Source organism: Streptomyces sp. NPDC048370, from assembly GCF_043200825.1.
Classification (GTDB): domain Bacteria; phylum Actinomycetota; class Actinomycetes; order Streptomycetales; family Streptomycetaceae; genus Streptomyces.
Genome location: NZ_JBICYI010000003.1, coordinates 63,336 through 86,291 on the forward strand (window position 1 = coordinate 63,336; position 22,956 = coordinate 86,291).

Genomic DNA, 22,956 nt, shown 5'->3' on the forward strand with positions numbered 1-22,956 from the left:
TACGGGTCGCACCTCGAGGAAATCGGTTCGCCCGTACTCGGCCCGGGGTGCGATCCTGGATTCCGTATGTCTACTTCCTTCGCCGCCCTCCAGACCGTCCTGGCCGAGGTCTCGCTGCGGGACGCCCACCGGCTCGGCCGCCGCCTCGAGGGCGCCCGCCGCATCCGTAAGCCCGAGGCCCGTGAGGCCGTCCTGGACGAGATCGCCGCCGAGGCCGGCAAGGCCAAGGAGCGCGTCGACGGGCGGGCCTCCCGCGTGCCCGCGGTCACGTACCCCGAGCAGCTGCCCGTCTCGCAGAAGAAGGACGCGATCCTGGAGGCGATACGTGACCACCAGGTCGTGATCGTCGCCGGTGAGACGGGCTCCGGCAAGACCACCCAGATCCCCAAGATCTGTCTGGAGCTCGGCCGGGGCGTCCGGGGCATGATCGGCCACACCCAGCCCCGCCGGATCGCGGCCCGCACGGTCGCCGAGCGCGTCGCGGACGAGCTGAAGACCCCGCTGGGCGAGGCCGTCGGCTGGAAGGTCCGCTTCACCGACCAGGTGAACCCCGACGCGACCTTCGTGAAGCTGATGACCGACGGCATCCTGCTCGCCGAGATCCAGACGGACCGCGAGCTGCGCGCCTACGACACGATCATCATCGACGAGGCCCACGAGCGGTCCCTCAACATCGACTTCCTGCTCGGCTATCTGGCCCAGCTGCTGCCCAAGCGCCCCGACCTCAAGGTCGTCATCACCTCCGCGACCATCGACCCCGAGCGCTTCTCCCGCCACTTCGGCGAGGCGCCGATCGTCGAGGTCAGCGGCCGCACCTACCCCGTGGAGGTGCGCTACCGGCCCCTCCTCGAAGAGGACTCCGAAGAGGCCGACCGGGACCAGATCACCGCGATCTGCGACGCCGTCGACGAGCTGCAGGCCGAGGGCCCCGGCGACGTCCTGGTCTTCCTCTCCGGCGAGCGGGAGATCCGCGACACCGCGGACGCGCTGCTGAAGAAGCAGCTGCGCAACACCGAGGTCCTCCCCCTCTACGCCCGGCTCTCCCACGCCGAGCAGCACCGCGTCTTCCAGGCCCACTCCGGCCGCCGGATCGTCCTCGCCACCAACGTGGCCGAGACCTCGCTGACCGTCCCCGGCATCAAGTACGTGATCGATCCGGGCACTGCCCGCATCTCCCGCTACTCCCACCGGACCAAGGTCCAGCGCCTGCCGATCGAGCCGGTCAGCCAGGCCAGCGCCAACCAGCGCAAGGGCCGCTGCGGCCGTACGTCCGACGGCATCTGCATCCGGCTCTACTCCGAGGACGACTTCCTCTCCCGCCCGGAGTTCACGGACGCCGAGATCCTCCGGACGAACCTGGCCTCCGTCATCCTGCAGATGACCGCGGCCGGTCTCGGCGAGATCGAGAAGTTCCCCTTCATCGACCCGCCGGACCACCGCAACATCCGCGACGGCGTGCAGCTCCTCCAGGAGCTCGGCGCGATCGACCCGACGGAGAAGGATCCGAAGAAGCGGCTCACCCAACAGGGCCGGAAGCTCTCCCAGCTGCCCGTCGACCCCCGCCTGGCCCGCATGGTCCTGGAGGCCGACAAGAACGGCTGCGTACGGGAAGTCATGGTGATCGCGGCCGCGCTCTCCATCCAGGACCCGCGCGAGCGCCCCGCCGAGAAGCAGGCGCAGGCCGACCAGCAGCACGCCCGCTTCAAGGACGAGACCAGCGACTTCCTCGCCTACCTCAACCTCTGGCGCTACATCCGCGAGCAGCAGAAGGAGCGCGGTTCCAGCTCCTTCCGCCGGATGTGCAAGCAGGAGTACCTGAACTTCCTGCGCATCCGCGAGTGGCAGGACATCTACACGCAGCTGCGTACGGTCGCCAAGCAGATGGGCATCCATCTCAACGAGGAGGACGCGCCGGAGCAGTCCGTACACACCTCGCTCCTCGCGGGCCTTCTGAGCCACATCGGCATGAAGGACGTGAAGGAAGGCGCCAAGAACGAGTACCTGGGCGCCCGTAGCGCCAAGTTCGCGGTCTTCCCGGGCTCGGCGCTCTTCAAGAAGCCCCCGCGCTTCATCATGTCCGCCGAGCTGGTGGAGACCTCGCGGCTCTGGGCCCGGGTCAACGCGAAGATCGAGCCCGAGTGGATCGAGCCGCTCGCCCAGCACCTGATCAAGAAGACGTACAGCGAGCCGCACTGGGAGAAGGACCAGGCGGCCGTGATGGCGATCGAGAAGGTCACGCTCTACGGCGTGCCGATCGTCACCGACCGCAAGGTGAACTACGGCCGGATCGACCCCGAGGCCTCCCGCGACCTGTTCATCCGCAACGCGCTGGTCGAGGGCGACTGGCGCACGCACCACAAGTTCTTCGCGGACAACCGCAAGCTCCTCACCGAGGTCGAGGAGCTTGAGCACCGTGCCCGCCGCCGGGACATCCTCGTCGACGACGAGACTCTCTTCGACTTCTACGACAAGCGCGTCCCCGAACACGTGGTGTCCGGCGCGCACTTCGACTCGTGGTGGAAGCACAAGCGGCACGAGGAGCCGGAGTTCCTCGACTTCGAGCGCGAGATGCTCATCACCGAGAAGGCCGCCGGGGTCACGAAGGCCGACTATCCGGACTCCTGGCGGCAGGGGCCGCTGAAGTTCCGGGTGACGTACCAGTTCGAGCCGGGCGCTGACGCCGACGGCGTGACCGTGCACATCCCGCTCCAGGTGCTCAACCAGGTCACGGACGAGGGCTTCGACTGGCAGATCCCGGGCCTGCGCGAGGAGATCGTCACGGAGCTCATCCGCTCCCTCCCGAAGCCGATCCGCCGCAACTACGTGCCGGCGCCGAACTTCGCGACGCGCTTCCTGGACAGCGCGGTGCCCCTGCAGGAGCCGCTGACGGTGACGCTCGCGCGCGAGCTGCACCGGATGGTCGGTGTCCCGGTGGCCCCGGAGGACTTCGACCTGTCCCGGATCGCCGAGCATCTGAAGATCACTTTCCGGATCGTCGACGAGCGGCGCCGCAAACTGGCCGAGGACAAGGACCTGGAGGCGCTGAAGCTGAAGCTGCGCCCCAAGGCCCGCCAGGCCATCTCCAAGGCCGCGGCGGCCGCCACGAGCGGTCCTGACGGCTCCGGGCAGTCCCTGGAGCGCACGGGGCTCACCGACTGGACGATCGGCACGCTCACGAAGGTCTTCGAGACCCGGCGGGCCGGCCAGCCGGTCAAGGCGTACCCGGCCCTCGTGGACGCCGGTGACACCGTCTCCGTACGGCTCTTCGACACGGAGGCCGAGCAGGAGCGGGCGATGTGGCAGGGCACGCGGAAGCTCATCCTGCTGAACATCCCGGTGAACCCGGCGAAGTTCGCCTCGGACAAGCTGACCAACCAGCAGAAGCTCGCCCTGTCCCGTAACCCGCACGGCTCCATCCAGGCGCTCTTCGACGACTGCGCGACCGCCGCGGCGGACAAGCTGATCGCCGACCACGGCGGGCCGGTCTGGGACGAGGAGTCCTTCCGGAAGCTGTTCGACAAGGTCCGCGCCGACCTCGTGGACACGACCGTACGGACGGTGGATCAGGTCCAGCAGATCCTGGCCGCCTGGCAGGCCTGTGAGCGCCGCCTGAAGGCGACGAACAGCCTGGCGCTGATCAACAACCTGGCGGACGTGCGCACCCAGCTGGCCTGGCTGATGCCGGCGGGCTTCGTCACGAAGACGGGGCTGAGGCGGCTCCCGGACCTGATGCGCTACCTGGTGGCCGTGGACCGCCGGCTCCAGCAGATGCCGACGGGCGTGCAGCGGGACACCACCCGCATGGAGAAGGTCCACGAGATGCTCGACGAGTACGCCTGGCTGCTCGAACAGCTTCCGAAGGGACGGCCGGTGCCGAAGGAGGTCACCGACATCCGCTGGATGATCGAGGAGCTCCGGGTCAGCTACTTCGCCCACGCGCTGGGCACGGCGCACGCGGTCTCCGACAAGCGGATCGTCAAGGCGATCGACGCGGCGGCCCCGTAGCGGGGGCGTTGCCGTCGGTGAGTTCGACCCGACCGCTGACCTGCTGTACAGTCTTCTTCGCAGCCACTTACGAGGGGCTGCCAGCAAGGACCTGTGGAGCAGTTGGTTAGCTCGCCACCCTGTCAAGGTGGAGGTCGCGGGTTCAAGTCCCGTCAGGTTCGCTCGTCAAGAAGGCCCGCACCGTTCGGTGCGGGCCTTCTTCGTTGCCTCCCGGTGTATTGACGGGGTCGGCCGTACCCCGGTACCCCAGACATCAGGGAAACGGGGGCCCACACCGGAGGTGGTCGCGCATGGCCGCGGCGTCCGCAGCGAGACACGAGATACGGGCGCTGCTGCGCGCCCATCTGGCGGCCGCGTCCCGCCATGGGCACCTCACGCGCCACTGCCCCGTCTGTCACCGCCTCCAGCGGCTCGCCATGGAGGTGGACCGGGCCCCTGAGCAGACCGAGGACGAAAGTCCCACCGGCCCATGACCAACGGCGGGTTGGCGGCCGCCCGGACAGTGGCAGGCTGGTCTTTGGCAAGGCTTCGCCGGTGTGACGGGAGTCACCGAACGAGTTTTACAAACCCCCGCACTTACACCCTCCCTACACCGGCCCCATTTAATATGTGCAATTGCACCGCACATCGGGGGCTGCGAGCCGGCACAAAAAAGATCGCGCTGGACCCGGCGGAGTCCAGCGCGATCGATGACGAAGAGCCTGTTGGGGCAGGCGCCAAGTCGGCAGAGCTTGGGTGGGCGGTCCAGGTTGGGGGACCCGGAAATGCCCGGTCCTACAGGGTGTTGCGCGTACCTCAGGCCTCGCTGCGCTGCTGCGGAATGCCCGCGAGCAGGGCGCGGACCTCAGCCTCGCGGTAGCGGCGGTGTCCACCCAGGGTGCGGATGGACGTGAGCTTTCCTGCCTTCGCCCAACGGGTCACCGTCTTCGGGTCCACGCGGAACATCGTGGCAACCTCGGCGGGGGTCAGCAGCGGCTCGGCATCAGGGGTGCGAGCGGTCATGAGCGGCCTCCTCGGGAGAACCGAACCATCTCGGTTCTTTCCTCTAAATTCTGCACCTTGACCCGCGTTGCCCGAAATGGCAGAAGCGGGCCGAGTCGGTTATAGGACGAACGGCTTGTCCTCGGCACTACAACTACACCATCCGTCCAGCCACGTCGGCCAAACCGATGGAATTGCCCTCGCAGGTGTTCATCAGCGGCGGAAGTCAATGGACCATGCCATAACGGACAGTCACGCCGCTGTGACGATCAGTCACAGAGCGATCAGGAGTCCTCAGACCCCCCATAGAGTGCAATGCTGAGCGTTCCGCCCACAGTTGGACGGAAGGAACCCTCCCCGGACTCCTTGTCCTATTTTGGCACGAGGGAGGGTGATGGACGCAAGGGCGCAGTAAGTGCTATCCGTCACGCTTGAGCCAAAGGCCCGGATCGGGACCTACGTCCCTTCGCCCACTCACCTACGTCCTCGGCGCACATACAAGCCGCTTAATGATCATTTACATCAGGTCGACATGTCCTGTCGATGGTCAGTTGGCAAACTGCAGGTTGCGGATCTCCCGCCAGCGCTCCGCCAGCCGGCCGTACGCCTCGCTCGCGGCGTCCCCGTCACCGTCCCGCAGCGCCGCGATCCCCTCGGCCACATCGGCCGCGGAGCGGTCCGCCGCGAGCCGCTCGGGCGACAGCGCGTGCACCAGACCGCCGTAGTCCAGCTCCACGAGCGCCCGCGGATGGAACTCCTCCAGCCACCGGCCCACCTCGACCAGGCCCTCGGTCAGCGGACCCTCGTCGATCGACTCCCGCAGCGCCCGCAGCGCCCGCGCCAGCCGCCGCCGCGCCTGCACCATCGGCGTCCGGTACCGGAAGACCGTCGCCCCGCCCCGCTCCCGGTCCCCGGGCACGTACTCCCGCTCCTCGTCCGAGAAGAGCGTGAACCAGCGCACCGGCACCTGCCAGACCGCCGTACGGATCCACGGGCGGGCGTCCGGGTTCCGCTCCCGCCAGCGCTCGTGGTCCGCCGCCACCTGGGCGCGCACCACCGGCGGCAGCATCACGTCGAGCACCGGCGCCGGCAGCGCCACCCGCCCCGGATCCGCCTCCCGCGCCCGCCCCAGCTCCTCCAGGGCCAGCCAGCCCCGCATCCGGGTCCGCCACGGGCAGACCACGACCACCCCGTCGACGTACGCGACGAACGCGTCGTCGCTCTCGTGGACCGGCACGGGGACGGGCGGGGTCGGCAGCAAGTCCGCCAGCGAGCGGCGCAGTTCGTCCTGGGCGGTCGGCGTCTCCGCCCGGCGCGCGTACTGCGTCCAGTGCCCCCGCTCCGGCTCCGGGAAGGCCGCCAGGGGTTCGTAGACCCGCAGATAGGAGGCGTACGGGACGAGGACCGAAGAGGCGACCGACATGTCGCGATCCTTCCACGGAGGTACTCCGGGAGGGGGTGATCCTGCGCACTGGGGCGGATCTACGCACGCGTAGGACTTACTCTCTTGCCGAACCGGTCCCGCCACCACCCGCATGGGGGGACCGGCGTAACCGCCGCTTCGTACTTGGGAGTCACCACCGTGACCGATGTGACCGGCGTTCCTGCTGCTGACGTACTGCACACTCTGTTCCACTCGGAGCAGGGTGGCCACGAGCAAGTCGTGCTCTGCCAGGACCGCGCCTCCGGCCTCAAGGCCGTCATCGCCCTCCACTCCACCGCCCTGGGCCCCGCCCTCGGCGGCACCCGGTTCTACCCCTACGCCTCCGAGGCCGACGCCGTCGCCGACGCGCTCAACCTCTCCCGGGGCATGTCGTACAAGAACGCCATGGCCGGCCTCGACCACGGCGGCGGCAAGGCCGTGATCATCGGCGACCCCGAGAAGATCAAGACGGACGAGCTGCTGCTGGCCTACGGCCGCATGGTCGCCTCCCTCGGCGGCCGCTACGTGACGGCCTGCGACGTCGGCACCTACGTCGCCGACATGGACGTCGTGGCCCGCACCAACCGGTGGACCACCGGCCGCTCCCCCGAGAACGGCGGCGCCGGCGACTCCTCGGTCCTCACCGCCTTCGGCGTCTTCCAGGGCATGCGCGCCTCCGCCCAGACCCTCTGGGGCGACCCCACGCTCCGCGACCGCAAGGTCGGCGTCGCCGGCGTCGGCAAGGTCGGCCACTACCTCGTCGAGCACCTCCTGCAGGACGGCGCCGAGGTGTACGTCACCGATGTGCGCGAGGAGTCGGTGCGCCGGATCACCGACAAGTACCCGCAGGTCACCGTCGTCGCGGACACCGACGCCCTGATCCGCGTCGAGGGCCTGGACATCTACGCCCCGTGCGCGCTGGGCGGCGCCCTGAACGACGAGACCGTGCCGGTCCTCACCGCGCGGATCGTCTGCGGCGCGGCCAACAACCAGCTCGCCCACCCGGGCGTCGAGAAGGACCTCGCGGACCGCGGGATCCTCTACGCGCCCGACTACGTGGTCAACGCCGGTGGCGTGATCCAGGTCGCCGACGAGCTGCACGGCTTCGACTTCGACCGGTGCAAGGCGAAGGCCACGAAGATCTTCGACACCACGCTCGAGATCTTCGCTCGTGCGAAGTCGGACGGCATTCCGCCGGCCGCGGCCGCCGACCGGATCGCCGAGCAGCGGATGGCGGACGCCCGCCGCGGCTGAGCCGTGGCCGAGTAGTGGCCGAGTAGTGGCCGAATCTTGAGGGCCGGCCCGCGGAGACGCCCGGAGGGTGCTCTCAGGGGTGAACTTTGTAGGTTCACCCCAATCGAGAGATGACTCACCCCGGTCGGCGGGTCGGCCCTCAAGAAGAGGTTAAAATCGCGATTGACCAGCGAGGACAGGGCGCCTCGATGGTTCTGTACCGGGGCATGTGATGCGTGCGGCGTACCGTATGGCCACGGAAGCAGGTACCGTTGAAGCCCTACGGACCGGTCTCTCTGCCGAGAGCCCGTTCCGAATCATGAACGCGTGTCAAGACTCTGGGGCCGCCGAGCCCCGTCACCGAGGGGGTCGAGCCATGGGGCGCGGCCGGGCAAAGGCCAAGCAGACCAAGGTCGCCCGCCAGCTGAAGTACAGCAGCGGCGGGACTGACCTGTCGCGTCTGGCCAATGAGCTGGGCGCTTCGACTTCGAGTCAGCCGCCGAATGGCGAGCCGTTCGAGGACGACGACGAGGAAGACGACCCGTACGCGCAGTACGCGGATCTCTACAACACGGACGACGAGGACGAGGACGACGAGTCCGGTCCCGACGCGTCGTCCCAGCGTCGCGCTTGACCTCTTAAGAGCGCTGCTCAACACCGAACCCGGTCCGGATACCCGGACCGGGTTTCTGTGCGTTCACAAGGCGCGTCCACGAGGACGCGTCCACGAGGCACGTCCACGGGACGGTGGGTGGGGCGGTGCCCACCCACCGTGCCGGGATCAGACCGCGTAGTCGCCGACGAGCTCCGCGCCCGTCGTGTGCTCGCCGCGCTCGGTGATCTCGCCCGAGACCCAGGCCTCGACGCCCCGGTCCTCCAGCGTCGCCAGGACCACGTCCACGGACTCGGCCGGAACGACGGCCATCATGCCGACGCCCATGTTCAGGGTCTTCTCCAGCTCCAGGCGCTCGACCTGTCCGGCCTTGCCGACCAGGTCGAAGATCGCGCCCGGCGCCCAGGTCGAACGGTCGACGGTCGCGTGCAGACCGTCCGGGATCACCCGCGCCAGGTTGGCGGCCAGGCCACCACCCGTGATGTGGCTGAAGGCGTGCACCTCGGCGGTCCGGGTGACCGCGAGGCAGTCGAGCGAGTAGATCTTCGTCGGCTCCAGGAGCTCCTCGCCCAGGGTCCGGCCGAGCTCCTCGACGCGCTGGTCGAGGCTCAAGCCGGCCCGGTCGAAGAGCACGTGCCGGACGAGCGAGTACCCGTTGGAGTGAAGGCCGGAGGAAGCCATCGCGATGACGGCGTCACCCGTACGGATGCGATCGGGGCCGAGGAGACGGTCCGCCTCCACCACGCCCGTACCGGCACCGGCGACGTCGAAGTCGTCCGGGCCGAGGAGGCCGGGGTGTTCGGCGGTCTCGCCGCCGACGAGGGCGGTGCCGGCGAGGACGCAGCCCTCGGCGATGCCCTTGACGATCGCGGCGACCCGCTCGGGGTGGACCTTGCCGACACAGATGTAGTCGGTCATGAAGAGCGGCTCGGCGCCGCAGACGACGATGTCGTCCATGACCATCGCGACCAGGTCGTGACCGATGGTGTCGTAGACGCCCATCTGCCGCGCGATGTCGACCTTCGTGCCGACACCGTCGGTGGCGGAGGCGAGCAGCGGACGCTCGTAGCGCTTGAGGGCGGAGGCGTCGAAGAGGCCGGCGAAGCCGCCGAGGCCGCCCAGCACCTCGGGGCGCTGGGTCTTCTTCACCCACTCCTTCATGAGCTCGACGGCGCGGTCGCCCGCTTCGATGTCGACGCCCGCGCTCGCGTAGCTGGCACCGGTGGTCTGAGACATGGGTTCAGAGCTTTCGTGTCGTACTGCGGGGTGTGCAGCGGGGTCTTACGGGCGGCGCAGCGCGTCGGCGGCCGCGGTGGCGGCGGGGCCGGCGGCCAGCTCCGTCTCGAGCAGCTGCTTGCCGAGCAGCTCCGGGTCCGGGAGTTCCATCGGGTACTCGCCGTCGAAGCAGGCGCGGCAGAGGTTCGGCTTGTCGATCGTGGTCGCCTCGATCATCCCGTCGATGGAGATGTACGAGAGCGAGTCCGCGCCGAGCGACTTGCCGATCTCGTCGATCGACATGCCGTTGGCGATCAGCTCCGCGCGGGTCGCGAAGTCGATGCCGAAGAAGCAGGGCCACTTCACCGGCGGGGAGGAGATCCGGATGTGGATCTCGGCCGCGCCGGCCTCGCGGAGCATCTTGACCAGGGCGCGCTGGGTGTTGCCGCGGACGATCGAGTCGTCGACGACCACCAGGCGCTTGCCCTTGATGACGTCCTTGAGGGGGTTCAGCTTGAGCCGGATGCCCAGCTGGCGGATGGTCTGGGACGGCTGGATGAAGGTGCGGCCCACGTAGGCGTTCTTCACCAGGCCGGCGCCGAAGGGGATGCCGGAGGCCTCGGCGTAGCCGATCGCGGCCGGCGTGCCGGATTCCGGCGTCGCTATGACCAGGTCGGCCTCGACGGGGGCCTCCTTGGCGAGGCGACGGCCCATCTCGACGCGGGAGAGGTAGACGTTGCGACCGGCGATGTCCGTGTCCGGGCGGGCCAGGTACACGTACTCGAAGACACAGCCCTTGGGCTTCGCTTCTGCGAAGCGCGAGGTGCGGATGCCGTTCTCGTCGATCGCGATCAGCTCGCCCGGCTCGACCTCGCGGACGTAGCTGGCGCCGCAGATGTCGAGGGCGGCGGACTCCGACGCGACGACCCAGCCGCGCTCGAGACGACCGAGGACCAGCGGGCGGATGCCCTGCGGGTCACGGGCCGCGTAGAGCGTGTGCTCGTCCATGAAGACGAGGGAGAAGGCGCCCCGGACCTCGGGGAGGATCTTCGCGGCGCCCTGCTCGATGGTGAGCGGCTTGCCGTCCTCGTCGACCTGCGCGGCGAGGAGCGCCGTGAGCAGGTCGGTGTCGTTGGTGGCCGCGACGCGGGTGGTGCGGCCTTCCTGCTTGGGCAGGTCGGCGACCATCTCGGCCAGCCGGGCCGTGTTCACCAGGTTGCCGTTGTGGCCGAGCGCGATGGAGCCGTGGGCGGTTGCCCGGAACGTCGGCTGCGCGTTCTCCCACACGGAGGCACCGGTGGTCGAGTAGCGGGCGTGACCGACCGCGATATGACCCTGGAGGGAACCGAGAGAGGTCTCGTCGAAGACCTGGGACACCAGGCCCATGTCCTTGAAGACGAGGATCTGGGAGCCGTTGCTGACCGCGATACCCGCGGATTCCTGGCCCCGATGCTGGAGGGCGTAGAGCCCGAAGTACGTGAGCTTTGCGACCTCTTCACCCGGAGCCCAGACACCGAAGACGCCGCAAGCGTCCTGGGGGCCCTTCTCGCCGGGAAGCAGATCGTGATTGAGTCGACCGTCACCACGTGGCACGTTCTCGAGTGTAGGGGAGGTCGACCACTGGTCCGAATTGGGGAATTGCGCGGGGTCCCGGATTGGTGTGATCGTACGAGTTGATCCACAGGCCCTCGTCAGGCCGCCCGTGAAGTGCCCGGGGGCCAAGGGGCAGCAGGGCTCCGAGGGATCGGCGAGGAGGGCGGCGACCCGCGCTACCGACGGGTAGGAACGGGCCCGGAAGGCTCCGGATGTGACGGAGTTCGCAACCGGAGGACCTCCCCCGGGGTGCGGGAAGGGTGCCGGGGGAGACGTCCCAGGGATCGGGACGGGCGTTGACAGGGACGTCCGGGGTCGGCCAGGCTCCACGCCATGCAGCCGCTGCGTGACCGCTCGGTCACCCTCGTGGCGCGCCGACACGTCGACCTGGTCCGTGTCGCCGGCGCGCTCTGTCGCTGCGCCTAAGGCCGGACAGGCCCTAGGTCGCGTCCGGAAAGTCTGGCCTGGCTCGCGACGCCCGGCACGCACGCTCGCCGCGTTGCCGAAATGCCCACGTAGCTCCGCTACGAGAGCATCCCGGCGCCTTGCGATCGCACGCCCCGGACGCCGCGAGCCCCGCCCTTCGGGCGGACGACCATACTTTCCGGACACTCCCTAGCCACGCCGGCTGAGGGCGCTCGTCGCCCTCCCCCCTCCGCCCGCTGAGGGCACCCCTTCCTGACCCCCGCACGCCACGGCCCCCTCCTCGGGGCCGCGCCGCCGCGCGCCCGCATCCCCTTTTCACGCGTACCGCTTCACGCGTACCGCACCTTCCAAGGAGCCTCCATGCCCACGCCCAAGACACCCCTGTCCCGACGCGCCTTCGGAGGGGTCGCCGTCGGGGCCGCCGCCGTCGGGGCGCTCGGCGCCGGAGCCGGGACCGCGCAGGCGGGGACAGCGCAGGCGGAGGAGCGGGAGTTCCGGGCCGCGACCGGCCGGCGCTCCCGGCGGCCGAACATCCTGTTCATCCTCGGCGACGACCTCGGCTGGGCCGACCTCTCCTCGTACGGCTCCCCCCACATCCGTACGCCCCACCTCGACCGGCTCGCCCGCCAGGGCGTGCGCTTCACCGACGCCTACTCCGGCTCCGCGACCTGCTCCCCGACCCGCTTCAGCCTGTACACAGGCCGCTTCCCCGGCCGTACGAAGGGCGGCCTTGCCGAGCCGATCGCCGACAAGTCCGTCGGCCTGGAGCCGACCCACCCCACGCTCGCCTCCCGGCTCCGCGAGGCCGGATACGCCACGGCCCTCATCGGCAAGTGGCACTGCGGCTACCTGCCCGACTACTCCCCCACCCGATCGGGCTGGGACGAGTTCTTCGGCAACTTCGGCGGGGCCCTGGAGTACTACTCCAAGCTGGGCCTCGGCGGCGAGTACGACCTCTACGAGGGCGACGCCGAGTACAAGGACCTGCGCTACTACACCCGGATCCTGACCGAGCGGGCGAGCGAGTACGTGGCCCGCGACCACGAGAAGCCCTGGCTGCTCAACCTCAACTTCACCACCCCCCACTGGCCGTGGATCGCCGACGGCGACACGGAGGCGAGCGCCGAGATCGTCCGGCGGATCAAGGCGGGCGACCGCTCCGCCCTCTGGCACCAGGACGGGGGCTCGATCGAGAAGTACAAGGAGATGGTCGAGGATCTCGACCGCTCGATCGGCAAGGTCCTCGCCGCGCTGAAGCGCTCGGGCCAGGAGGAGGACACGCTCGTCTTCTTCGCCAGCGACAACGGCGGCGAGCGCTTCTCCTACAACTGGCCGCTCGCCGGCAACAAGGGCTCCCTCCAGGAGGGCGGCATCCGCGTGCCGTCCGTCCTGCGCTGGCCCGCCCGGATCGACGGCGGCCAGGTCAGCCACCTGCCGGTCTACACCCCCGACTGGACGGCGACCCTCCTCGAACTGGGCGGCGCCCGCCCCCACCCCGCCTACCCGCTCGACGGGACCAGCCTCGCCGGGCACCTGCTGCGCGGCGAGAAGGTCGCCGAACGCGATCTGTTCTGGCGGGTGCGGGGCGAGCGTGCGCTGCGCCGCGGCGACTGGAAGTACTACCGGGGCAAGAGCGGGCGCGACCAGCTCTTCCACCTGACCGAGGACGCCCGCGAGCAGGCGGACCGTGCCCCGTTCGAGCGGGAGAAGCTCGCCGATCTGCGGGCGGCGTGGGAGCGGACGGACGCGGGACTGCTGCCGTACCAGGGTTAAGGCGTCGGCTTGATCGTCGTCTTCGCGGCGAAGCCCTCGCCGTCGGCGCCCGTGAGCGTCAGGGAGCGGTGACCGAGCTTGTACGAGAGCGGTCCGTCGAGGAGCTCGTACAGCTTGGTCTCCAGCTGCATCTGCGCGCTCGAACAGATCATCCGCGTGGTCGCGACGGGACCGGTGACAGTGAGGGTCGTGGGCGTGACCTTCGCGGTGGCCGTGAACCGGTTGCAGCCCAGGTTGCCGCGGACCTTGCCGTCCTTGTCGATGACGAACGTGGCCTTGCCCTCGCTGCCCTGGGGCAGCGAGGTGGCCGTCCGGCCGGAGAGCAGGGAGTCGACGGTCCAGGTCGTGCCGTCGAGCGGGGCCGGCGGTTCGGAGGTCAGGGCGAGGACGTTCTTGCCGTCGGGCGAGGTGAGGGTGAGCCGGTCGCCGTCGAGCCGGGCCTTCAGCGAACCGGTGAAGGCCTTCTGGAGCACCGCCTCGAACGCTCCCCGCTCGCCGGGGCACGCCATCTCGGTGCCCTGGCCCTGCTTCACGGTGACCGTGTCCCCCTGGACCGCCACCTCGGCACCGAAGCCGTTGCAGCCGCTGTTCCCCGAGGCCTGGCCGTTCGCCGCGATCTCGATGTGGGCGCCGTCGGGCGCCCGGGTCTCCTTGCCGGCCACCGTGACCGTGTCGAAGGACCAGTGGACTCCGGCGACCTGCACGTCGGGCGCGACGGAGCCGGCAGCGGGATCGGAGCCGGACTTCTGGGTGCCGCACGCCGAGAGCACGACGAGCGAGGCCAGGACGGCGGCGGCTGCGGTGGTACGTGTCTTCAGCATGGGGATGGGACGGGCGAACGGTACGGACGGTTCCGTACGGCTCCGGGGAGTCAGCCCATCAGCGGCAGCAGGGCCGCAAGGTCCGCCCGCTCCCCGCTCGCGCCGACCCGTGCCGCGTCCAGCTCCTCCGCCCACCGCGCCCGGCCCGTCGCCAGCCGGATCCAGGTGAGCGGGTCGGTCTCGACGACGTTGGGCGGGGTGCCGCGGGTGTGGCGCGGCCCCTCCACGCACTGCACGACCGCGAAGGGCGGGACCCGCACCTCGACCGCCCCGCCCGGGGCCTTCACCGCGAGCGCGTCGGCGAGCAGCCGCGTACAGGCGGCCAGGGCCTGCCGGTCGTACGGGACGTCCAGGCCGGTCGCCGCGTTGAGGTCGTCGGTGTGGACGACGAGTTCGACGGTCCGGGTCACCAGGAAGTCGGCGAGGCGCATCGCGCCGAACCGCATCAGGACGAGCCGCTCGTCGGAGACGCCCGCGATCCGCTCCTGGTACCGCGCGGCCGTCCGCGCGAAGAGTCCTGCCAGGTCGTCCGTGTCGATCGCCCGGGTGTCCTCGTCGATCCGCGCGGCGGCCGTCGCCGTCGCCCCGGGCCAGTCGAGCAGGGCGAGTTCGCGCTCGGCGGGCTCGGGCTCGTCGAGCGCGCGGGCGACGGCGCCGACCGCCATCGTCAGGTGCGCGGCCAGCTCCCGTACGGTCCACTCCCCCAGCCGGGTCGGCCCGTCGAGCTGCTCCTCCGTGAGCCCCTCCACCGCCTTCCGTACATTCTCGAACTGGGCGAGCACGGCGGCGCGGGTCTTCGCGGAGTCGTACGAACGCGTGCGCTTCTTGGCAGGTGGCATGGGGCCGAGGCTAGCCGCTGCCGTGTGGCGGGGAGGGGGTGCACGGCAGAGACTGGAAGAGGCCTACGAGAGGGGTGGAAGGATCATGACTGAACACCCTGACGCCGCAGTCGTGCGCAAGGGCTACGAGGCGTTCGTCAAAGGAGACATGGACACGGTCGCTTCTCTGATGACGGGTGACTGCACGCACCATTCGCCCGGCGAGAGCCAGATGTCCGGGCACTTCAAGGGCCGCGACAACATCCTGGCCCACTTCGGCAAACTCATGGAGCTGACCGACGGCACCTTCCGCGTGGAGCTGGAGGGCCTCTACCCGGACGGCCGGGGCCACGTCATGGCCGTCCACAAGTGGCACGGCGATCGCGGGGACCGAGGCATCGAGATGAAGGGCGGCCTCTTCGTCACCCTCATCGGCGGCAAGTTCTCCGACGTCGACGAGTGCGTCGAGGACATCGACGAGTCCGACGCCTTCTGGGATCAGGCCGTGTAGGCGGAGTCCCGCCCCGCCACGAACGTCTCGCCGTTCTTCGGTACGCCGACCCCCCGCCAGGTGAACGGCACGCCGCGGGCCGTGTTCAGGTCCGGGCCGTCCATGAGCTGGAAGTGCACGTGCGGTTCGGTGGAGTTGCCGGAGTTGCCGCACCGGGCGAGTTCCTGGCCCGCCGCCACCCGGTCGCCCGCGCGGACGGTGAGCGAGCCGCGCCGGAGGTGCGCGTACATCGCGTACGTACCGTCGCCGAGGTCGAGGACCAGGTGGTTGCCGGTGACGCGGCGCGCGCCGGCGAGGACGCGGACCGCCGACTCGATCAGCAGCAGATAGGCCACGGCGGGCAGCGAGTTGCGGCTGAGGTGGTCGCGTTGGCGGTCCTCGGCGTGCACGACGGTCGCGTCGGCGACCGCGAGCAGCGGGGCGCCGAAGGCGGGGAAGTCCCGGCTCCTGCGGACCACCGGCCAGAGCAGGGCGAAGGACGGGCGGGGCCGCTCCTCGTCCTCCTCGACGATGTCGATGGCGTAGGTCTGGCCGTACTGGTGGGTGCCGTGGCTCGGCGTGCGGTCCGCCGGGCTGTTCAGCGCCGACCAGCGGCCGGTGACGGGCGGGTCCACCTCCACGGCGGCCTTCGGCTGCGCCATGGCGGCCCGCCTGCGGGTCGTGGCGAGCGTGACGCCGACCGCCATGGCGGCGAGCGCGGGCAGCCAGCCCGCCCAGTACGGATAGGGCGGTTCGACGAAGACCGAGGCGACGGCCTGTACGGCGAACAGCAGCCAGAGCATGCGATGGACGATCATCGCGAACACGCGCGCGGACATAACGTTCCCCCTGAACGATCGCGGCTGTGGGATACGACTTACGGACGGGCGGCGGTGAGGACCACCAGGAGCGGGACGACCCGGGCTCCCGGCACCTCGTAGCGGCCCCTTCCCGTGGTGTGGAGCCAGCCCGCGCCGGTCAGTTGGCGCAGGTGGTGGTAGATCTGGCCGGTCGTGCCGATCTCCTCGAGCTCCGCCAGTTCGGCGGCGGTGCGCCGGCCGCCGAGGACCTCCCGCAGCAGCCGGAGCCGTACGGGGTGGCCGAGTGCGGCGAAGGACTCGGCGTTCTCGGCCCAGTCCTCGTCGAGCAACCGCTCGGTGAAGGCGCCGAACTGCCACTCGTACCGCTCCTGGGTCGGCAGTCGGACCGACCCCGTGAACAGCACCGCGCCGTCCTCGCCCTGCGCGCCCGACCCGGCGATCTCCGCCTTGAGCCCTTCCAGGGCCCAGAACGTCCCGTCGCTGATCTCGGGTGCGGGGCGGTCCGCCCGCTCCAGCTCGGCCATGCGCCGTTCCAGCTCGGCGACCCGCTCTTCAAGCTCCATGTTCGTAGATTACGTAATTACGTAATGCCGTGCAAGCGGGTGTCCCGGGAACGGCAGAGCCCCCGCCGGGACCCGAAGGTCCCGACGGGGGCTCCCGTGATGCTCGATCCGTGCCGCGTATCAGGCCAGCAGGGCCGGGATCGTCGCCTCGTGCGCCGTGCGCAGCTCGCTCAGCGCGATGCCGAACTCGCCCTGCACATCGATCTCTTCGCCGTCCACGACACCGATCCGCGTCGCCGGAAGACCCCGCGCGCCGCACATGTCGGTGAAGCGGAGCTCCTCGCTGCGCGGGACGGCCACGACCGCGCGGCCCGCCGACTCGCTGAAGAGGAACGTGAAGGCGTCCAGGCCCTCCGGGACGACGAGGCGCGCGCCCGTGCCGCCGCGCAGGCAGGACTCGACGACCGCCTGGATCAGACCGCCGTCGGACAGGTCGTGCGCCGCGTCGATCATGCCGTCGCGGGAGGCGGAGATCAGGATCTCGCCGAGCAGCTTCTCCCGGTCGAGGTCCACGGCCGGCGGCAGACCGCCGAGGTGCTGGTGGATCACCTCGGACCAGGCCGAGCCGCCGAACTCCTCACGCGTGTCGCCGAGCAGGTAGAGGAGCTGGCCCTCTTCCGCGAAGGCGATCGGCGTACGGCGGTTGACGTCGTCGATCACACCGAGCACGGCCACGACCGGCGTCGGGTGGATGGCGACCTCGCCCGTCTGGTTGTACAGCGAGACGTTGCCACCGGTCACCGGGGTGCCCAGCTGCAGGCAGCCGTCCGCGAGACCACGGGTGGCCTCGGCGAACTGCCACATCACGGCCGGGTCCTCGGGCGAACCGAAGTTGAGGCAGTTGGAGATCGCCAGCGGCTTGGCGCCGGAGGCGGCCACGTTGCGGTACGACTCCGCGAGCGCCAGCTGCGCGCCCGCGTACGGGTCGAGCTTCGCGTACCGGCCGTTGCCGTCGGTCGCCATGGCCACGCCGAGGTTGGTCTCCTCGTCGATCCGGACCATGCCCGCGTCCTCGGGCTGCGCGAGGACGGTGTTGCCCTGCACGAACCGGTCGTACTGGTCCGTGATCCAGGACTTGGACGCCTGGTTCGGGGAGGAGATCAGCTTCAGGACCTGGTCCTTCAGCTCAGCCCCGTTCTGCGGCCGGGGCAGCTTGTTCGCGTCGTCGGCCTGGAGCGCGTCCTGCCACTCGGGGCGCGCGTACGGCCGGTTGTAGACCGGGCCCTCGTGCGCGACCGTGCGCGGCGGGACGTCGACGATCTGCTCGCCGTGCCAGAAGATCTCCAGGCGCTCGCCCTCGGTCACCTCACCGATGACGGTGGCGATGACGTCCCACTTCTCGCAGATCTCCAGGAAGCGGTCGACGTGCTCGGGCTCGACGATCGCGCACATGCGCTCCTGCGACTCGCTCATGAGGATCTCCTCGGGCGAGAGCGTCGCGTCGCGCAGGTGGACCCGGTCGAGCTCGACGCGCATGCCGCCGGAGCCGGCGGAGGCCAGCTCGGACGTCGCACAGGAGAGTCCGGCGCCACCCAGGTCCTGGATGCCCGCGACCAGCTTCTCCTTGAAGATCTCCAGGGTGCACTCGATGAGGAGCTTCTCCTGGAACGGGTCGCCGACCTGGACGGCGGGCCGCTTGGTCGGCTTCGAGTCGTCGAAGGTCTCGGAGGCCAGTACGGACACACCGCCGATGCCGTCGCCGCCGGTACGGGCGCCGTAGAGGATCACCTTGTTGCCGGGCCCGGAGGCCTGGGCGAGGTGGATGTCCTCGTGCTTCATCACGCCGATGCAGCCGGCGTTGACCAGCGGGTTGCCCTGGTAGCACTCGTCGAAGACGACCTCGCCGCCGATGTTCGCCAGGCCCAGGCAGTTGCCGTAGCCGCCGATGCCCGCGACGACGCCGGGGAGGACGCGCTTGGTGTCGGGGTGGTCGGCCGCGCCGAAACGCAGCGGGTCGACGACCGCGACCGGGCGGGCGCCCATGGCGAGGATGTCGCGGACGATGCCGCCGACGCCGGTGGCCGCGCCCTGGTAGGGCTCGATGTAGCTGGGGTGGTTGTGCGACTCGACCTTGAAGGTGACCGCGTAGCCCTGGCCGACGTCCACGACGCCCGCGTTCTCGCCGATGCCGACGAGCATGGCGTCGTTCTCGGGGACCTTCTCGCCGAACTGCTTCAGGTGGACCTTGCTGCTCTTGTACGAGCAGTGCTCGGACCACATGACGGAGTACATGGCGAGCTCGGCGCCCGTGGGACGGCGGCCGAGGATCTCGCGGATGCGCGCGTACTCGTCCTCCTTGAGGCCGAGTTCCTTCCAGGGCTGCTCGCTGTCCGGCGTCTCGGCCGCGTGCTTGACCGTGTCCAGAGTCATCAGGCGTTGACCAGCTTCTTGAGGATCGAGGTGAAGAAACCGAGGCCGTCGGTACGACCCGTACCGATCAGCGGCTCGACGGCGTGCTCGGGGTGCGGCATGAGGCCGACCACGTTGCCCGCGGCGTTGGTGATGCCCGCGATGTCGCGGAGCGAGCCGTTGGGGTTCATGTCCAGGTAGCGGAAAGCCACCCGCCCCTCGGCCTCCAGCTCGTCGAGCACCCGCTCGTCGGCGACGTACCGGCCGTCCATGTTCTTGAGCGGGACCCGGATCTCCTGGCCCTGCTCGTAGTCGGCGGTCCACGCGGTGTCCGCGTTCTCCACCCGCAGCTTCTGGTCGCGGCAGATGAAGTGCAGGTGGTTGTTGCGCAGCATCGCGCCCGGCAGCAGATGGGCCTCGGTGAGGATCTGGAAGCCGTTGCAGATGCCGAGGACGGGCATGCCCGCCTTGGCCTGCTCGATGAGCGGCTCCATGACCGGCGAGAAGCGGGAGATGGCTCCGGCCCGCAGATAGTCGCCGTAGGAGAAGCCACCGGCCAGGACCACGGCGTCGACCTGCTTGAGGTCCTTGTCGCGGTGCCAGAGCGAGACGGGCTCGGCGCCCGCCAGGCGGACGGCGCGCAGCGCGTCCTGGTCGTCGAGCGTTCCGGGGAACGTGACGACGCCGATGCGTGCGGTCACGACGAGGCCCCGGCGGTCTCCGTGGACTCGACCTTGATGGTGAAGTCCTCGATCACGGTGTTGGCGAGGAAGGTTTCGGCCATCTCATGGATGCGGGCGAGGGCGGCCTCGTCGACCGGTCCCTCCACCTCCAGCTCGAAGCGCTTTCCCTGGCGGACGTCGGCGATTCCGTCGAATCCGAGGCGGGGCAGTGCACGCTGCACGGCCTGGCCCTGGGGGTCGAGGATCTCCGGCTTGAGCATGACGTCGACTACGACGCGTGCCACTGGCACTCCCGGTGGTGTGTTGCGTGGGCGGTTCCCTCAGCGTACCTGCCTCCAAATTCTACGCGGGTAGAGGACTGGAGGACCCTACAAAGCCTCCCGGAGATCTCCGAAGATCCCCACGGAAAATTCAAGTGAAATATTGCGCGGCCCATTGCGGCGGGACACGCTGATGCAATTGGCTGGGCTTCACAATGCGACGCCTACCGCTGTACAAAGGAATACAGAGGAAAGCAGCATTGGCCCGGGGCAGCCGAAAAGCCGGTGTCGCCGCACGTCAGAGGCGCTTCACGCCTCGGTACGATCACGGCGCGCCGCAGGAAAGGACCGATATCCGTGGCTCAGCGAGTAGTGGTCAGTCTCTTCGACGACATCGACGGCGGAGAAGCGGCGGAAACGGTTGCGTTCGGCCTGGACGGGAAGACGTACGAGATCGACCTGAATCCCGCCAATGCAAAGAAACTGCGCAAGGCGTTGGCGCCGTACCTCGCGGCCGGCCGGAAGCTGACGGGCAGGGCCGCCACCACCAGGGCAGGCGGCGCACCCGCCTCCGTGGCTTCGTACAAGCACACCGCCCTCGCCCCCGACCCGGCGGCCGTCCGCGCCTGGGCGCAGTCCAACAAGATGGACGTGCCCGCCCGCGGCCGCATCCCCAAGCGGGTCTACGAGGCGTTCCGCGAGGCCAGTTGAGCCGGCGCCCCGACCCCGCGCCGGGAACCGAGTTGCACTCCACCCCCGCCGATCGGCTAGAGTCTGGATCACGCCGAGGGGCAAGGCCGCAAAGCCGAACCTCACGCAGCGTGCGGGTGTAGTTCAGTAGTAGAACATCCCCCTTCCAGGGGGAAGGCGCAGTGTGCAATTCCTGTCACCCGCTCTGCATCGCATTACCAAGCACTCCGGTGCATCAGGTACAGTGGTGCTCGCACCGCCCAGTGAGAGCTGAGCGGCAGCAATGCGGACGTGGCTCAGTTGGTAGAGCATCACCTTGCCAAGGTGAGGGTCGCGAGTTCGAATCTCGTCGTCCGCTCAGTGATCGAAGGCCCGGTTCTCACGAACCGGGCCTTCGTCGTATGCCCAGGATCTTCCACCTGACATTTGTCATGCGCAGTGATGACAGCGCGCACTGCCGGGCGGCCCGCCCGGCCGCGAGCCTTGAACCATGACCGATGTGATCGTGGCGGAGGGCCTCCGCCGGCGCTACTCCGGCGGCTACGAAGCCGTCAACGGAATCTCCTTCGCCGTACCCCGAGGCGAGATCTTCGCCCTGCTCGGCACCAACGGAGCCGGTAAGACCTCCACCGTCGAGCTCCTGGAAGGCCTCGCCGCGCCGAGCGGCGGCACCGTCCAGGTCCTCGGCCACGACCCGTACCGGGAGAGGACCGCCGTCCGGCCCCGGATCGGGGTGATGCTCCAGGAGGGCGGCTTCCCGTCCGACCTGACCGTCGCCGAGACCGTACGGATGTGGGCGGGCTGCACCACCGGCGCCCGCCCGACCGGCGAGGCCCTGGAGGCCGTCGGCCTCGGCTCCCGCGAACGGGTGCGGATCAAGCAGCTCTCCGGCGGCGAACGCCGGCGCCTCGACCTCGCCCTCGCACTCCTCGGCCGCCCCGAGGTCCTCTTCCTCGACGAGCCGACCACCGGCCTCGACGCCGAAGGACGGCGCGACACCTGGGCGCTCGTGCGGGCGCTGCGCGACGAGGGGACGACCGTCGTCCTCACCACGCACTACCTGGAGGAGGCAGAGTCCCTGGCCGACCGGCTCGCGATCATGCACCAGGGGCGGATCGTGCTCTCCGGCACCCCGGCCGAGGTCACCGCCGCCCGGCCCGCCCGCATCCGCTTCACCCTCCCCGAGGGCGTGGAGCCCGGCCGGCTCCCCCTCACCCTCAAGGCCGCCGCGCAGGGCGGCCGCGTGGAGATCCGTACGCACGCGCTGCAGGACGCGCTGGGCGAACTCCTCGACTGGGCCCGCGAGTCCGGCGTACGGCTCGACGCGCTCGACGCCCGCTCGGCCACCCTCGAAGAGGCGTTCCTGGAGATCGCCTCCCGCACCGACGCCCTCGGCCCGGAGCTCGACCTGGACCTGGAGACCGCCCGATGAACGCGACCGCACGCCGGATGACCTCGCTCGGACGGGCCGAACTCACCCTCCTCGGGCGGAACAAGAACAACCTCTTCATCGCCCTCCTGATGCCGCTCCTCATGATCTTCGTGCTGCGGTCCTCGCTCGGGCAGATGAGCCCGGACGAGCTGCCCGGCGGCATGGCGGGCACCACCCTCATCGGCGGCACCGGGATGGTCCTCGTCCTCGTCGTCTACATGGGCCTCGTCTCCGCCCTCGTGGCCCGGCGCGAGGAACTGGTCCTCAAGCGGCTCCGCACGGGAGAGGCCACCGACCTGGAGATCCTCGGCGGCGCCGCACTCCCCTCCGCCGCCATCGCGCTCGTCCAGTGCGCCGTCCTCACCGTCGGCGGCGCCCTCGTCCTCGACGTACCCGCGCCGCGCAGGCCCGACCTGCTCGTCCTCGGGCTGGTCGCCGCGATCCTGCTGCTCGCCGGCCTCGCCGCCGCGACCACCGCCATCACACGGAACGTCGAGAGCGCGGGCCTCACCACCCTGCCGTTCTTCCTGATCTCCGCCATGGGCTCCGGGGTCATGGTGCCCCGCGACGTCCTTCCCGACCTGGCCGCGAGCATCACCCAACTGCTGCCGTTCAGCGGCGTCATGGAGTTCGTCCGGGCCGGCTGGCTCGGCGTGGGCGACACCAAGGACCTGGTGACCGCCGCGCTCACCACGCTGGCCTGGGGCGTCCTCACCGTGTTTGCTGTCCGGAAGTGGTTCCGCTGGGAACCGCGTCGCTAGAAAGAA

Annotated in this window: 21 protein-coding genes and 3 tRNA genes; 13 read left to right on the forward strand and 11 right to left on the reverse strand. The window is 69.8% G+C overall.

Annotated features, from left to right (window positions below; all coding sequences use genetic code 11):
- The first annotated feature begins 66 nt into the window (after window positions 1-66).
- The 3 genes from hrpA (at window position 67) to ACGFYP_RS07575 (ending at window position 4,478) form a co-directional block, all read left to right on the forward strand.
- Window positions 67-4,005: an ATP-dependent RNA helicase HrpA gene (hrpA, locus tag ACGFYP_RS07565; protein ID WP_393487681.1), complete on the forward strand. Its 3,939-nt coding sequence runs from the start codon at window positions 67-69 to the stop codon at window positions 4,003-4,005.
- Between the two features lie 87 nt (window positions 4,006-4,092).
- Window positions 4,093-4,166, forward strand: a tRNA-Asp gene (locus ACGFYP_RS07570).
- Between the two features lie 129 nt (window positions 4,167-4,295).
- The gene (locus tag ACGFYP_RS07575) at window positions 4,296-4,478 is read left to right on the forward strand and encodes a DUF6274 family protein (protein ID WP_361958036.1); all 183 of its coding nucleotides are present in this window, start codon (window positions 4,296-4,298) and stop codon (window positions 4,476-4,478) included.
- Window positions 4,479-4,800: 322 nt separating this feature from the next.
- On the opposite strand, the gene bldC is transcribed toward ACGFYP_RS07575, so the two are convergent.
- Complete coding sequence (gene bldC / locus ACGFYP_RS07580; protein WP_003949541.1) at window positions 4,801-5,007, reverse strand: developmental transcriptional regulator BldC; 207 nt, start codon at window positions 5,005-5,007, stop codon at window positions 4,801-4,803.
- Between the two features lie 526 nt (window positions 5,008-5,533).
- On the reverse strand, window positions 5,534-6,409 hold the full coding sequence (locus tag ACGFYP_RS07585; protein WP_361958033.1) for a hypothetical protein: 876 nt from the start codon (window positions 6,407-6,409) through the stop codon (window positions 5,534-5,536).
- A 159-nt stretch (window positions 6,410-6,568) separates the two neighbouring features.
- Here ACGFYP_RS07585 and ACGFYP_RS07590 point away from each other — a divergent pair, with 159 nt between their 5' ends.
- Together ACGFYP_RS07590 and ACGFYP_RS07595 are read left to right on the forward strand one after the other, a co-directional pair.
- Complete coding sequence (locus tag ACGFYP_RS07590) at window positions 6,569-7,663, forward strand: Leu/Phe/Val dehydrogenase (protein WP_393487686.1); 1,095 nt, start codon at window positions 6,569-6,571, stop codon at window positions 7,661-7,663.
- Between the two features lie 355 nt (window positions 7,664-8,018).
- On the forward strand, window positions 8,019-8,276 hold the full coding sequence (locus ACGFYP_RS07595; protein ID WP_352189724.1) for a DUF3073 domain-containing protein: 258 nt from the start codon (window positions 8,019-8,021) through the stop codon (window positions 8,274-8,276).
- 147 nt (window positions 8,277-8,423) lie between these two features.
- On the opposite strand, the gene purM is transcribed toward ACGFYP_RS07595, so the two are convergent.
- Both purM and purF read right to left on the reverse strand, forming a co-directional pair.
- The gene (gene purM, locus ACGFYP_RS07600; RefSeq protein WP_393487690.1) at window positions 8,424-9,491 is read right to left on the reverse strand and encodes a phosphoribosylformylglycinamidine cyclo-ligase; all 1,068 of its coding nucleotides are present in this window, start codon (window positions 9,489-9,491) and stop codon (window positions 8,424-8,426) included.
- Between the two features lie 45 nt (window positions 9,492-9,536).
- Window positions 9,537-11,063: an amidophosphoribosyltransferase gene (gene purF, locus ACGFYP_RS07605; protein ID WP_315894737.1), complete on the reverse strand. Its 1,527-nt coding sequence runs from the start codon at window positions 11,061-11,063 to the stop codon at window positions 9,537-9,539.
- A gap of 333 nt (window positions 11,064-11,396) precedes the next feature.
- On the opposite strand from purF, the gene ACGFYP_RS07610 reads away from it, so the two are divergent.
- Window positions 11,397-11,489: a putative leader peptide gene (locus ACGFYP_RS07610; protein WP_361849886.1), complete on the forward strand. Its 93-nt coding sequence runs from the start codon at window positions 11,397-11,399 to the stop codon at window positions 11,487-11,489.
- 360 nt (window positions 11,490-11,849) lie between these two features.
- Entirely contained in the window at window positions 11,850-13,262 is a 1,413-nt protein-coding gene (locus tag ACGFYP_RS07615) for a sulfatase (RefSeq protein ID WP_393487695.1), read from the forward strand.
- On the opposite strand, the gene ACGFYP_RS07620 is transcribed toward ACGFYP_RS07615, so the two are convergent.
- Together ACGFYP_RS07620 and ACGFYP_RS07625 are read right to left on the reverse strand one after the other, a co-directional pair.
- Entirely contained in the window at window positions 13,259-14,083 is an 825-nt protein-coding gene (locus ACGFYP_RS07620; RefSeq protein ID WP_393487697.1) for an META domain-containing protein, read from the reverse strand. The genes ACGFYP_RS07615 and ACGFYP_RS07620 overlap by 4 nt on opposite strands.
- A gap of 50 nt (window positions 14,084-14,133) precedes the next feature.
- The gene (locus ACGFYP_RS07625) at window positions 14,134-14,922 is read right to left on the reverse strand and encodes a sterol carrier family protein (RefSeq protein ID WP_393487699.1); all 789 of its coding nucleotides are present in this window, start codon (window positions 14,920-14,922) and stop codon (window positions 14,134-14,136) included.
- Between the two features lie 85 nt (window positions 14,923-15,007).
- On the opposite strand from ACGFYP_RS07625, the gene ACGFYP_RS07630 reads away from it, so the two are divergent.
- A complete protein-coding gene (locus ACGFYP_RS07630; RefSeq protein ID WP_393487702.1) occupies window positions 15,008-15,412 on the forward strand; it encodes a nuclear transport factor 2 family protein in 405 nt (134 codons plus the stop codon).
- On the opposite strand, the gene ACGFYP_RS07635 is transcribed toward ACGFYP_RS07630, so the two are convergent.
- From ACGFYP_RS07635 to purS, 5 genes are all read right to left on the reverse strand, one after another.
- Window positions 15,400-16,230 carry a M23 family metallopeptidase gene (locus ACGFYP_RS07635; protein WP_393487706.1) on the reverse strand — a complete coding sequence of 277 codons (831 nt, stop codon included), beginning with the start codon at window positions 16,228-16,230 and terminating at the stop codon, window positions 15,400-15,402. The two genes, ACGFYP_RS07630 and ACGFYP_RS07635, sit on opposite strands and share 13 nt — an antisense overlap.
- 38 nt (window positions 16,231-16,268) lie before the next feature.
- The gene (locus ACGFYP_RS07640; protein ID WP_361958010.1) at window positions 16,269-16,775 is read right to left on the reverse strand and encodes a helix-turn-helix domain-containing protein; all 507 of its coding nucleotides are present in this window, start codon (window positions 16,773-16,775) and stop codon (window positions 16,269-16,271) included.
- A 120-nt stretch (window positions 16,776-16,895) separates the two neighbouring features.
- Entirely contained in the window at window positions 16,896-19,145 is a 2,250-nt protein-coding gene (gene purL / locus ACGFYP_RS07645) for a phosphoribosylformylglycinamidine synthase subunit PurL (RefSeq protein WP_393487708.1), read from the reverse strand.
- Window positions 19,145-19,825 carry a phosphoribosylformylglycinamidine synthase subunit PurQ gene (gene purQ, locus ACGFYP_RS07650; protein ID WP_393487711.1) on the reverse strand — a complete coding sequence of 227 codons (681 nt, stop codon included), beginning with the start codon at window positions 19,823-19,825 and terminating at the stop codon, window positions 19,145-19,147. Before purQ ends, purL begins: the two co-directional genes overlap by 1 nt.
- Window positions 19,822-20,091 carry a phosphoribosylformylglycinamidine synthase subunit PurS gene (gene purS / locus ACGFYP_RS07655; protein WP_361958004.1) on the reverse strand — a complete coding sequence of 90 codons (270 nt, stop codon included), beginning with the start codon at window positions 20,089-20,091 and terminating at the stop codon, window positions 19,822-19,824. The genes purQ and purS overlap by 4 nt, the downstream gene beginning before the upstream one ends.
- A 333-nt stretch (window positions 20,092-20,424) precedes the next feature.
- Between purS and ACGFYP_RS07660 the strand changes: the two genes are divergently transcribed.
- The 5 genes from ACGFYP_RS07660 to ACGFYP_RS07680 all read left to right on the forward strand — a co-directional run bounded on the left by ACGFYP_RS07660 (window position 20,425) and on the right by ACGFYP_RS07680 (window position 22,950).
- The gene (locus tag ACGFYP_RS07660; RefSeq protein WP_393487714.1) at window positions 20,425-20,778 is read left to right on the forward strand and encodes an Lsr2 family protein; all 354 of its coding nucleotides are present in this window, start codon (window positions 20,425-20,427) and stop codon (window positions 20,776-20,778) included.
- Between the two features lie 112 nt (window positions 20,779-20,890).
- Window positions 20,891-20,962, forward strand: a tRNA-Gly gene (locus ACGFYP_RS07665).
- An 80-nt stretch (window positions 20,963-21,042) separates the two neighbouring features.
- Window positions 21,043-21,115: transfer RNA gene (locus ACGFYP_RS07670), tRNA-Gly, on the forward strand.
- Between the two features lie 132 nt (window positions 21,116-21,247).
- The gene (locus ACGFYP_RS07675) at window positions 21,248-22,189 is read left to right on the forward strand and encodes an ABC transporter ATP-binding protein (RefSeq protein ID WP_393487716.1); all 942 of its coding nucleotides are present in this window, start codon (window positions 21,248-21,250) and stop codon (window positions 22,187-22,189) included.
- Window positions 22,186-22,950 carry an ABC transporter permease gene (locus tag ACGFYP_RS07680; protein ID WP_393487718.1) on the forward strand — a complete coding sequence of 255 codons (765 nt, stop codon included), beginning with the start codon at window positions 22,186-22,188 and terminating at the stop codon, window positions 22,948-22,950. Before ACGFYP_RS07675 ends, ACGFYP_RS07680 begins: the two co-directional genes overlap by 4 nt.
- Window positions 22,951-22,956 lie beyond the last annotated feature (6 nt).